Source organism: Coprobacter secundus subsp. similis (assembly GCF_015097275.1).
Taxonomy (GTDB): domain Bacteria; phylum Bacteroidota; class Bacteroidia; order Bacteroidales; family Coprobacteraceae; genus Coprobacter; species Coprobacter secundus.
The window spans coordinates 2,748,091-2,760,402 of sequence record NZ_AP023322.1 but is presented as its reverse complement, the minus strand read 5'-3'; the positions used below and the strand labels follow the sequence as shown (position 1 = coordinate 2,760,402).

The following is a 12,312-nucleotide window of genomic DNA, read 5'->3' as shown; positions in this document are numbered from 1 at the left end:
AACTAAAGTATTTATTCTTTCTTTTTTTGTAATGCATTTATAAGAGTGTTGGCTTTAGAACTTCCTATAAGTTCTGTAAGTTCGTTTAATGAAGCTTCTCGTAAGCGTTTTACGCTTTTATAATGAGTGAGCAATAGGTTTTTGGTCTGAGGTCCTATTCCTTTGATAGTATCCAATTCTGAGGTAACTTGAGATTTGCTACGTTTATCTCTATGAAAGCTTATAGCGAACCGATGTACTTCATTCTGTATTTGTTCCATGAGATGAAAGAGTGGGGTTTGTTGTTTAAGCCCTATTACAAGGGGAGGGAACCCGAATAGTAATTCTGATGTCCGGTGTCTATTATCTTTTGCTAAACCTGCGATCGGTATGTTCAGATGGAGTTCATCTTCAACAACTTTTCTCACTACTTCCATTTGACCTTTACCTCCGTCGGTGATTATCAAATCAGGTAGCGTAGTTCCTTCATCTATTGCACGTTGATAACGTCTTCTTACAACTTCTTGCATTGAAGCATAATCATCAGGACCATTTACTGTTTTTATAATGTATTTTCGGTAGTCTTTTTTCGATGGTCTGGCCTTTTTGAATACAACACAGGCAGCGACTGCATCAGAACCTTGTATATTTGAGTTGTCGAAACATTCTATTTGTAATGGGAGCTTTTGTAGACCAAGTTCTTTCTGTATTTCTTTCATCAGGCGTGTGCTTTTTTGCTCCGGATTCATTTTTTCTGATTGTTTCAATTTGTCGATTTTATACTGTTTTACGTTTTGTTCGGAGATTTCAAGTAATTTGCGTTTATCTCCTCTTTGTGGAACGATAAATTCGGCATTTTCAAATTTCAAATCAGGTAGAAAAGGCACAATAATTTCTTTAGATAAGCTTTTGAATCGTGTACGGAGCTCAGCTATTCCTAATGCTAAAATATCTTCTTTTGCTTCGTTTAAACGTTTTTTGAATTCTATTGTAAAACTTTGTACGATGGATCCGTTACGGATGTGTAGATAATTTACAAATGCAGAATTCCCGTCTTCATCGTAAGAGAAAACATCTGTATTATGGATGGTCGTACTTACTATGACTGATTTGGCCCTATATTTTTCGATAAGTAAATATTTTTCTTTGACCGATTGAGCCTCTTCAAATTTTAGTTCAGAAGATAGTTTTTGCATTTCGGCAACTAAGTGGTCACATAATTGTTGGGTATTACCATTTAGGATTTGTCGTATTTGAGAAATATATTCCATGTATTCGGTTTCATTTTCATAGTTTTCACACGGGCCTTTACAGTTTTTGATATGATACTGAAGGCATACTTTGAATTTTTTTTTCTTTATATTTTCGGGAGTAAGGGCTAAATGGCAAGTCCGTATGGGGAATAAATCTCTGATTAATTCGAGTACTGTTTTAGCAATATGTACATTGGCGTAAGGCCCATAGTATTTAGAACCGTCTTTTATGATTTTCCGAGTTAAGAATATGCGGGGAAAGTGCTCATTTTTGATAGTGATCCAAGGATACGTTTTATCGTCTTTGAGCAATACATTATATCGAGGTTTATATTCTTTAATGAGGCTGTTTTCTAAATGTAATGCATCTTCTTCACTTTTTACTACGATATATTTTATATCACAAATATTTTTTACTAAGACATTCGTTTTGATAGAGTCATGAGTTTTGTTAAAATAGGAACTGACTCGTCTTTTTAAATTTTTAGCTTTCCCAACGTAAATTATTTTACCCTCTTTATCGAAATATTGGTATACCCCTGGCGTATCGGGGAGGAGGGCAAGAATGTTTTTAATATGTTCTTTTTTTTCGGTCAAGATACTTAATATTTGATGAGAGCTTCAATTTCAATTTCAGATGGAAAGACGTTCCTCCCTTTTAGAAATTCTAATTCTATAATGAAATTTACATATATTTTTTGGGGGTTAAATCGTTTTACTAAATTATATGCAGCGAGCATTGTTCCTCCAGTAGCTAATAAATCGTCGTGTAAAACAATTATGTCGTTTGAGTCTAATGCATCTTTGTGTATTTCTATTGTATCTTTCCCATATTCTTTGTCATAGCTCTCGCTCCACGTGTCTGCAGGTAGTTTGCCAGGTTTTCGCATTGGAATAAATCCTGCTCCTAAATTATTCGCTAAAATAGGTCCCATTATGAACCCTCTTGATTCTATACCTACAATTTTAGTTATGTTTTTGCCTTTATATAAATCAGTCAATAAAATACTGAGTTCATGTAAGCACTCTGGGTCTTTAAATACGGTTGTTAGGTCTCTAAATACGATGCCTTTTTGTGGAAAATCGTGTACGCTGCGAACTTTGTTTTTAATTTTTTCTATTGACATAGTTGTATATTTGTTTGTTTATCTGTATTTTAAGTGGCTTATCTAAAGCTTTTCTTTCTATTGTTCCACGTGAAACATTATCGTCCTAACAGTATCAAAAGAATATTGATGTCACTTGGCGATATGCCGGGAATTCTTGATGCTTGTGCAATAGTATCCGGATTTATCCGTGCCAATTTTTGTCTTGCTTCTATTGATATTTGTTTTATGGAATTATAATCAAATTTGTCTTTGATTCGTATATTTTCAAGTCGACTGATTTTATCGGCAATCATTTGTTCTCGCTCTATATAACCTTCGTATTTCATTAAAATCTCGGCAGCTTCGATAATCTCTTCTTGTCTATTAGGAATTTTTTCTAATTGATCTTGTAAAGCGGGAATAATAGAGGCTACAGATTTTACTGTCAGTTGAGGCCTAAGTATTAGGTCTATTAGTTTTACTCCTTGTTTTAAGGGAGATGTTCCCATTTGTTCTAACTGGCTGTTTATATACTGAGCTTTTACCGAGTAGTTGCGAGAAAAGTTGATAATACGATCTCGATGTTCTTTTTTCTCGATTAATTGCCTGTATCTTTCTTTAGAGGCTAATCCTATTTTAAATGATTTCTCGGTTAGTCGCATATCCGCGTCATCTTGGCGCAATAGTATTCTATATTCGGCTCGTGAGGTAAACATACGATATGGTTCATCAACACCTTTTGTTACTAAATCATCGATAAGAACTCCTATATATGCTTCGTTTCTACCTAAAATAAATTCATTATTCCCATGGCATTTTAAGTGAGCATTTATTCCGGCAATGAGACCTTGTCCGGCGGCTTCTTCATATCCTGTAGTCCCGTTTACTTGTCCTGCAAAAAATAACCCGTTTATTGCTTTGGTTTCTAAAGTGTGTTTTAGTTGTGTCGGATCAAAGTAATCATATTCGATTGCATATCCGGGTCTATATATTTGGATATTTCGGAATGCTGGTATTTTTTGTAGAGCATTCAACTGTACGTTGAGAGGTAGAGAGGAAGAAAAACCATTTAGATAAAATTCATGGGTTGTTTCACCTTCTGGCTCTAAAAATAATTGATGCTCAGTTTTATCTGGAAAAGTGACTATTTTTGTTTCTATACTTGGGCAATAGCGAGGACCTATACTTTTTATTTGTCCGTTGAAAAGGGGAGAATCTGGCAGGCCCTCTTTCAATATTTTATGTACTTCTTCATTGGTATATGTAATCCAACAACTTTGTTGTTTTAATTTTCTAGGTTCAAAATTGAGGTATGAGAATTTATGAAAATCGTTTTCTCCGGTTTGTTCTGTCAAGAGATTGAAGTCGACACTTCGTCCATCTATGCGTACAGGAGTCCCGGTTTTCATTCGTCCAACAATAATACCTTCTTCTTTTAATTGTTCGGATATTCCGTATGATGCAGGTTCCGAAATTCTTCCACCGGGGAGTTGCGTTTTACCGATATGCATTAGACCATTCATAAATGTTCCGGATGTAATGACTACTGATCGAGCTGTGAAAGTTACACCCATGCTAGTTATCACTCCGGTAATAGTATGTTCTTTTATGATAAGTTTGTTTACAGTATCTTGCCAGATGGAAAGATGTTCGGTATTTTCGATTATTCTACGCCAAGTCTCAATAAATTTGGCTCGGTCATTTTGTGCTCGAGGACTCCACATTGCAGGACCTTTCGAGCGGTTTAGCATTCGGAATTGTATCGCTGTTTGGTCAGTGACAATACCGGTAAATCCTCCTAAAGCATCAATCTCTCTTACAATTTGCCCTTTTGCTATACCTCCAATAGCAGGATTGCAACTCATTTGGGCTATTTTGTTCATATCCATTGTGATGAGAAGTGTCTCTGAACCGAGATTTGCTGCGGCACATGCAGCTTCGCAACCGGCGTGTCCTGCACCTACTACTATCACATCATAATTGAATTTCATATAATAACTCTTTTCTGTATTAACTATTTAATTTCACAAACTTGGAAATCTCATTTTTAATGCGTCATTCTCATGAGCGGTCATCACCTCTCGTTCACCTTCTCCTTTATCATTTATTCCACATAAATGGAGGATACCATGTATTATTATTCGATGAATTTCCTCATCTAAAGAAGTGTGATATTCTTCAGCATTGCTGGAAACTGTATCTATGCTTATAAAAATGTCTCCACTGATACGATTCCCTTGTGTGTAGTCAAACGTAATGATATCTGTATAATAATCGTGTTGAAGATATTCTCGATTTACAGCAAGAATTTTTTCATCCGAGCAAAAAATGTAAGCTATATCTCCGCATTTTTTACCATGTTTTTCTGCAACACGACGTATCCATTCACTTGTTTCTCTCTTTTTTATAGCAGGGAAACTAACTTCTTCGGCATAGTAGCTTATCGCCATATAATTATAATTTTTTAGATATAATTCTATGACTACAAAGATAATAATCTTTTAGTGAAAAGACAGGGATAGAAAGCAAATACTCTAATGCTTCTTTACTCAATTATAAAGTGCAAATTATAATAGGTTATTTGAAAAAAATATATGCTGTACATATTGCAGCAACAATACCTACGAAATCGGCAAATAGTCCATAGCCTGCAGAGTATCGTGTATTTCGAATACCTACACTTCCAAAGTAAACAGCAAGAATATAGAAAGTTGTATCGGTGGAGCCTTGTATTGTGGAGGCAACTCGAGCAACGAAAGAATCTGCCCCGTAAGTCGCCATGGCGTCCACCATCATACCTCTGGCTCCACTTCCACTTAGGGGTTTCATTAGTGCGGTGGGAAGAGCTCCGACAAAGCCTGAATCAATGCCGCAAGCATTGATGACAGAGGACAATCCTGAAATAATATAATCCATTGCTCCTGAGGCTCTGAAAATAGCGATAGCAACTAACATCGCTACCAGATATGGAATTATAGTAACGGCTGTTTTAAAACCTTCTTTTGCTCCTTCGATAAATGCGTCATATATATTTATTCGTTTGTGTATTCCTGCGATAATAAATCCGATAATAATACAAAAAAGAATAAAATTTGCACCGAAGCTCGAATATAAAGAAACTTTTTCTTGCGGTAATCCTATGAAAAAGCAGATTATACCTCCTATTATAATTGTTAATCCTAAAATAGATGAAAGTATGACTTTGTCAAATAGGTTAATTTTTTGTTTTAAGCAGACTGCAATTAATCCTGCCATTGTTGAGAAATAGGTTGCAATTAAGATTGGTAGGAATATGTCAGACGGGTTTGCTGCTCCCATTTGGGCCCTATATACCATAACTCCTAAAGGAACGAGTGTAAGTCCTGTCGTATTAAGTACAAGAAACATTATCATCGGGTTACTGGCAGTATCCTTTTGTGGGTTCAGTTCTTGTAACTCTTTCATTGCTTTGAGCCCTAAGGGTGTTGCTGCGTTGTCGAGACCAAGCATATTGGCTGATACGTTCATAAAAATAGACCCAAAAGCTGGGTGTCCTTTGGGAATATCTGGGAAGAGTTTTCCAAATAACGGGCTTATTAGACGTGAAAAAAATGCTATTACTCCTCCCTGTTCTCCAATCTTCATTAATCCTAACCATAATGATAAAACTCCGGTTAATCCTAATGAGATTTCGAATGCAGTTTTGGCTGAAGAAAAAGATGAATTCATGATATCTGACCATATTTGGAGATTTCCAAAAAATAGGGACTGGATAATTGCTATACCAAATGCAATCAGGAAGAAGGCGATCCAAATGTAATTTAAAATCATTGTATGCTAATATTAGGGGTTGATGACAAAATTATGCAAATTTGTCTGATTCCCATTTTTTTAGTGCCTTATTCTTTCTTTTTATAAGATGTATAATTTTTTAAGATGATGATTTTGTATTGTAAAAATCATAGTAAATATTTGATTTACAATGTGCTATTTTTAAAATGACAGTGTGAGATTTTGATAAAAATTTTTATTTGAATATCTACCCGAAAAAATAAAAGCTATTTTGTTAAATAATATTTTCTTGTGCTAATTTTTATTTTTACGATTTGTCGAGTGATGCTTCATTTAGTATGGGATTGAGTATTTAAAATTGAATGTATAAGATAAAGTATATTTTTATTAATTTTGTTTTGTCTAAATATAAATTCGATGGTTGGTATAAGAAAGAAAGTGCTGGTAACCTATAATATGTTTCGCCCGGGTTATTCTGAACTGATAAAAAAGTATGACGTTACTTTTCCTCCGGAAGGGAAAGAGAGTTTTTCGTATGATGAAGTTTTGGATATGATTTCGGAATATGATGCTTTACAGTCTATGTTTAATTTTCCTGTTGATAAACAATTGATAGATGCTGCTCCTAAATTGAAGATTATATCAAATTATGCAGTGGGGTATGATAATATAGATATTTCTTATGCGACGAAGAAAGGGATTCAAGTAACGAATACTCCAGATCCGGTTACAGAACCTACGGCTGACCAAGCGATGGGGTTGATACTTTCGGTTTGTCGTAGAATATCAGAATTAGATCGTCGCTTGCGTATACCGGGTGCAGTGAAAGTTGAGCTATTGGGAAATTTAGGCCTTTCTTTATATGGGAAAACCATAGGTATTATCGGTATGGGACGTATTGGACAGGCTTTGGCCAGACGAGCTTTATCGTCAGGTATGAAGGTGGTGTACCATAATCGTCGTCGTTTGGAACCTGCTATCGAGAATTTATATAATGCTACCTTTTTATCTTTAGATGAATTATTGATGAGGTCTGATATCGTATCGGTAAATGCTCCGTTTAGTAAAGAAACTTATCATTTGATAGGGGAGAGAGAGCTGGGGTTAATGAAGAGTCAGGCTGTATTGATTAATACTGCAAGAGGGCCTCTTGTTGATGAGAAGGCTTTGATTGAAGCATTGAAAGGTAAAAAAATTTGGGGTGCAGGTTTAGATGTTTTTGAATTTGGAGATTATCCTTCTCCAGAATTATTAGAAATGGATAATGTAGTAATGAATCCGCATACAGGAACACAAACTATTGATGTTCGACATGAGATGGCAGCTTATGTGTCCCGAAATATTATCAATTTTTTTGAAGGGAATGGTCCTGTTGCAAAAGTAAATTTGAAGTAGAAAATCAATGAATGCACAGCAAATAAAAGAAATACTTTTATCTTTCTCGGATGATGAAAAATCAAAAGTTTTAAGTCGATTTTTTAAAACAAGTAAAGGGGCTTATGGGGAAGGAGATTGTTTCATCGGAGTTCCTGTCCCAATTATACGGTCAATTGCAAAACGATATAGGAAGGAAGTCTCTTTGTCGGAGGCTGAAGTGTTATTAGATGAGTCTATACATGAGTGCCGGATGTTGGGGCTTTTGCTGATGGTTGCGCTTTTTGAACAATCTGATAATCAAACAAGAAAAACCATATTTGATTCTTATTTATTACATACTTATGCGATAAATAATTGGGATTTAGTGGACTTGACAGCTTACCAAATTGTTGGACGTTATTTGATAGATAAAGACCGGAGTATATTATATAGTCTGGCTAAAAGTGATAATTTTTGGGAACAGAGGATTGCTATTGTCTCAACATGGTTGTATATACGGGAAGGACAGTTTAGAGATACATTGGAGATTGCTGATATATTGTTGCAGCACGAACAAGACCTTATTCGTAAGGCTGTCGGATGGATGTTGCGAGAAGTAGGTAAAAGAAATAAAAAGATATTGGTCGATTATTTAGAACAGCGTGCGCATATTATGCCCCGTACGATGTTGCGTTATTCTATTGAGAAATTTTCACCAGAGGAGCGTTCCTATTTTATGAAAAAATAAATATATATAGCTTGATTATTGGAAATGCATTATATTTTTCCTCTTTTCAAACATTTTTTTATATATAAGTTTCCTAAAAAAGGGTGTATATGATAATATCGTATTGCCTTATAAAACCATTTCCCAAAGTTATTTAATAGTTTTTTTGATTTGATGACTTGTTGTTGCCGGTATGCAAGTCGAGCTATTGTGGCGGCATTTTTGAAATGATGAAAGTAAAACGTTTCATAACATGCACGTAAAAATACATAGGCAATACTTTCCTTTAATTCCGGATATAAATAGCTAGGGTAGAGCAAATCGTATATGCGTTGTGGAAATTTTAGATAACTGCTAAATTGTCGGTCAGAAATATTTTTTTGTTGAGTGACAGAGTCGGGTCGGGAAACATAGTTGATAAGAGGCTTATTTATCGAGGTTATCTTGTGTGCAGCGAGAACAATTTGTGTGGTATATACAGCATCTTCTCCTATAGATAAGTCCGATACCAAATTATATTTTATAGTTTCATGCAATTCTTTTTTAGCAATATATGACCATACTGCCCATGCCCTTTCTGCACAAAACATTTGTTTTAGCAAAGATGCTTGGCTATATTGGTGGATTGAGATTTGTTGGATATATGTTTTTTTTTGATCATCAGGATTATAGGTATAATAATCCATAAGAACCATATCAGCGTCTGCTTCAATAGCTTTTTTGTATAGAATACTTAATGATGAGGCTTCAAGAAAATCATCAGCATCCAAAAAAAGAATATATTTACCGTGAGCTACAGTTATTCCTTTTTGTCGTGCAGCTGATACTCCTTGATTGGGCTGATTTATTATTTTGAGAGAAGGATATTGGGTTGCATATTGATCTAATATTTCTGGTGACTTATCGATACTACCATCGTTTATAGCAATTACCTCTATGTTGTTATCTGCTTGTATTAATACGGATTCTAAACAATGCGGTAGATATTTTTCAACATTATAGACGGGTATAATTACGGAAAGGTCTATGGAATGTAGCATATATATTGCGAGTTTAAATGCAAATATAGATATAATAAATTAATTGTATTATTTTTGCTTTAAAAAAGCTTATAATGGTGCGTATTGTAGAGATAATAGGAGGCTTGGGAAATCAGATGTTTCAATATGCTTTTTTCCTTTATTTAAAAAATAAAAGTCATATCTGGGACAGGCTATATGTCGATATAGAAGCTATGAAAACTTATGATAGACATTATGGTCTGGAACTTGAAAAGGTGTTCAATCTTTCTCTTTGCCCTATCTCGAACAGATTGCATCGTAATCTGCAAAAAAGAAGTTTTGCAAAACATTTTGTAAAGTCTTTGTATGAGCATTCTGAGTGTGAATTTGATGAACCTGTTTATCGTGGATTGCGTCCATATCGTTATTATCGCGGTTATTGGCAGAATGAGGGTTATTTTGTAGATATTGAACCAATGATTCGTGAAGCATTTCAATTTAATGTAAATATTTTATCTGAAAAAACAAAAGCTATTGCTTCTAAAATGCGTCGAGAATTATCGGTGAGTATTCATGTTCGCCGGGGAGATTATGAAAATCTTCCGGAAGCCAAGGCTATGCATGGAGGTATTTGTTCTCTGGATTATTATCATAAAGCAATAGATTTTATCCGTCAGCGTCTGGATAATAATATATGTTTTTATTTATTTTCTGATGATATAAATTGGGTGGAAGAAAATTTGCAGTTAGAAAACAGATGTATCATAGACTGGAATCAGGGAGAAGATAGTTGGCAAGATATGTATCTTATGAGTTGTTGCCGTCACCATATTATAGCAAATAGCTCTTTTAGTTGGTGGGCTGCATGGCTAAATCCGAATAAAAACAAAATCGTTTTAACGCCAAACAAATGGTTTAACCATACAGATGCTGTCGGTATTGTACCGAAAAGTTGGATTAAGATACCTGTTTTTTGATATGTTTATGCATTTTTCTTGAATATTTTGGCGAATAAAAAACGTATAGCAAACCATATATGTAATATTTTTACTGTAGTTTTTCCGTAATATTTAACCATAATGTTATATCGTTCTTGGAGGGAGGCTTTTCTGTTTTTTGTCGTCGCCCCTTCATTCAGATAGTTTATCAATATTTGGTGGGTGTTAAATAACGTTTGGGCAGATCTCATACATTTTATACACCAGTCAAAATCAGAGGAAAAACGATAAGCCAAATCGTAATTTGGGGCAATGCTGCGTTTGGCGATAAATGCTTGGTGACAGACAAGCATTCCCATACGGAAGCTTTTCCATGATAGTTGTTCGGGAGCCTTTAATCGTCTCATCCCGATAAAATTTCGGTTTAGGTTAACCAAAGCGGTTTCTCCATAAATTATATCGGGACGAGAGTAGCCTATCGAATGATATATATTCTCTAAAGTTTTGTTATTATAAAATGTGTCTCCGGCATTCAAGAATATAACATATTCACCGGTTGCAAGATTCAAACCTTTATTCATTGCATCATAAAGTCCGTTATCAGGCTCATTTATTAAGATATTTATCAGATGTCTGTTTTTATCGAGAATATCAATTGTACCATCATCTGACGCACCATCTATTACAATGTATTCGTAGTTTTTATATGTTTGGTCGGCTACGCTGTTAAGTGTGACTTCTATAGTTTTATGAGCGTTCCATGTAATTGTTATGATTGAAAATAAGGGTTGTATCATTGTTTTTGTTTTGTTGACAGTAACCTTTGATAAAGGTGGTTATAATGTGTTGCTATAATGTCTTCTGTATAGTTTTTTTTAACTTTTTCGATACATTTGTCTTGCAGAGAAGGATTGTCTTTCTGCTCATATGCCCATAATATGCCTTTGCTCAAGTCCTCGACTGATGGATATTTGGCGAGATAACCATTATCTAAGTGGTCTATTATATCTGTTTGTCCTCCTTGATCAAAGGAGACAACCGTGGTACCACAGGCCATAGATTCTATTAACGTTTGCCCAAATGTTTCATAATGAGATGAGACAACAGTAACGTTTGCAGCAGAGTATAGTGAAGCTATCATTGAGATATCTGATAATTTCCCCATATAAGTGTATTTACACGGAATAGTGTTGAGAAAGTTCTCATCGTTCTTTATTCCTCCAAACATAAGTAGATGTAGCTTTTTTATTTGATCTATTGGTAATAAAGATATGGCGTGGCAAAGTAAATCGAATCCTTTTATCGGGTCATTTAGTTTTGCTGCTCCAAACAAAATAACGAAATTATCTTTAGAAATGGACAATTTTTCCCTTATTTTATTCCTATCTTGCTGATAAAATATTTGAGTGTCTATTGTGTTGGGGATTACCAGGTTCAATGATGTTTTTGAGATATTGCTTTGTCGAGCTTTATCGCATAGCCATTGACTTACACTGACGAACGTAATATACGATTGTGCTAAGAAATTTTTTTTTTTCCATATACGATAAGAAAGATCATGTGGTGCAGGCTTTTGCAGTTGAGGACAATTTTGACATAGGGAGGTATATTTATTACATGTTCCCGGATGGTGGCATATGGCAGTTATGGGCCATAGGTCATGTAGTGTCCATATGATTGGTTTACCTAAAGTCGTTAGTTTTTTTATATCGGATAAAGACAAAAATCCTTGATTTATCCAATGAAGATGGATGATATCAGCCTCTCGAACTTCTTTACGTAAAACCAAATTAAATCCAGTATTTGCAATCGATACTGAGAAAAGATTTTTTTTTGAAAAATGATTATTAATAAAAATGATAAAACGTTCCCATACAAATTTGAGAAGTCCAAGATATCGTTGTATTGTATTTTGTTCGACACCAATAATATCGGGATTATTTGAAATTTTCTTTTTTACAAGTAGTTTTACATTTACCCCGTTGTTTTTGAGGGCCGACATCAGACGGCTACAAGCAATAGCCGCTCCACCGGTATTTTCAGATGTATTGATAAGCAAAACTTTCATAAAACAGAATCACGATTTGAATACGAAGGTACGATTTTTCTCTCATTATTTTCTACTTTGAAAAATGAACTTTTCTTTTCATACCTTTGTGATAGAAGTGATTTTAAAAAAATAGTTACATTTGCAGAAAG

The 12,312-nt window shown here is 34.7% G+C and carries 11 protein-coding genes; 3 read left to right on the top strand and 8 right to left on the bottom strand.

The annotated features are described in order from the left end of the window. Positions 1-11 precede the first annotated feature (11 nt). The 5 genes from uvrC to Cop2CBH44_RS11095 all read right to left on the bottom strand — a co-directional run bounded on the left by uvrC (position 12) and on the right by Cop2CBH44_RS11095 (position 6,130). A complete protein-coding gene (uvrC, locus tag Cop2CBH44_RS11115; protein WP_200755956.1) occupies positions 12-1,832 on the bottom strand; it encodes an excinuclease ABC subunit UvrC in 1,821 nt (606 codons plus the stop codon). Between the two features lie 2 nt (positions 1,833-1,834). Continuing rightward, positions 1,835-2,359: an adenine phosphoribosyltransferase gene (locus Cop2CBH44_RS11110; RefSeq protein WP_021929375.1), complete on the bottom strand. Its 525-nt coding sequence runs from the start codon at positions 2,357-2,359 to the stop codon at positions 1,835-1,837. A gap of 77 nt (positions 2,360-2,436) precedes the next feature. After that, positions 2,437-4,311, bottom strand: coding sequence for a tRNA uridine-5-carboxymethylaminomethyl(34) synthesis enzyme MnmG (mnmG, locus tag Cop2CBH44_RS11105; RefSeq protein WP_055097260.1), 1,875 nt, complete (start codon positions 4,309-4,311; stop codon positions 2,437-2,439). A 33-nt stretch (positions 4,312-4,344) separates the two neighbouring features. Next, positions 4,345-4,770 (bottom strand): rRNA maturation RNase YbeY, encoded by a 426-nt coding sequence (ybeY, locus tag Cop2CBH44_RS11100; RefSeq protein WP_021929373.1) that lies wholly within the window; start codon positions 4,768-4,770, stop codon positions 4,345-4,347. Between the two features lie 127 nt (positions 4,771-4,897). Continuing rightward, complete coding sequence (locus Cop2CBH44_RS11095) at positions 4,898-6,130, bottom strand: nucleoside recognition domain-containing protein (protein ID WP_021929372.1); 1,233 nt, start codon at positions 6,128-6,130, stop codon at positions 4,898-4,900. A gap of 378 nt (positions 6,131-6,508) precedes the next feature. Here Cop2CBH44_RS11095 and Cop2CBH44_RS11090 point away from each other — a divergent pair, with 378 nt between their 5' ends. Further along, entirely contained in the window at positions 6,509-7,486 is a 978-nt protein-coding gene (locus tag Cop2CBH44_RS11090) for an NAD(P)-dependent oxidoreductase (protein WP_055097261.1), read from the top strand. 7 nt (positions 7,487-7,493) lie between these two features. Then, positions 7,494-8,195: a DNA alkylation repair protein gene (locus tag Cop2CBH44_RS11085; RefSeq protein WP_055097263.1), complete on the top strand. Its 702-nt coding sequence runs from the start codon at positions 7,494-7,496 to the stop codon at positions 8,193-8,195. 29 nt (positions 8,196-8,224) lie between these two features. Here Cop2CBH44_RS11085 and Cop2CBH44_RS11080 read toward each other — a convergent pair whose 3' ends face one another. Then, the gene (locus Cop2CBH44_RS11080; protein WP_021929368.1) at positions 8,225-9,214 is read right to left on the bottom strand and encodes a glycosyltransferase; all 990 of its coding nucleotides are present in this window, start codon (positions 9,212-9,214) and stop codon (positions 8,225-8,227) included. 74 nt (positions 9,215-9,288) lie between these two features. Here Cop2CBH44_RS11080 and Cop2CBH44_RS11075 point away from each other — a divergent pair, with 74 nt between their 5' ends. Next, positions 9,289-10,152 carry an alpha-1,2-fucosyltransferase gene (locus Cop2CBH44_RS11075; RefSeq protein WP_055097265.1) on the top strand — a complete coding sequence of 288 codons (864 nt, stop codon included), beginning with the start codon at positions 9,289-9,291 and terminating at the stop codon, positions 10,150-10,152. 5 nt (positions 10,153-10,157) lie between these two features. Here Cop2CBH44_RS11075 and Cop2CBH44_RS11070 read toward each other — a convergent pair whose 3' ends face one another. Both Cop2CBH44_RS11070 and Cop2CBH44_RS11065 read right to left on the bottom strand, forming a co-directional pair. After that, positions 10,158-10,910 (bottom strand): glycosyltransferase family 2 protein, encoded by a 753-nt coding sequence (locus tag Cop2CBH44_RS11070; RefSeq protein ID WP_200754810.1) that lies wholly within the window; start codon positions 10,908-10,910, stop codon positions 10,158-10,160. Beyond that, the gene (locus Cop2CBH44_RS11065; RefSeq protein WP_200754809.1) at positions 10,907-12,181 is read right to left on the bottom strand and encodes a glycosyltransferase; all 1,275 of its coding nucleotides are present in this window, start codon (positions 12,179-12,181) and stop codon (positions 10,907-10,909) included. Before Cop2CBH44_RS11065 ends, Cop2CBH44_RS11070 begins: the two co-directional genes overlap by 4 nt. Positions 12,182-12,312: the final 131 nt, after the last annotated feature.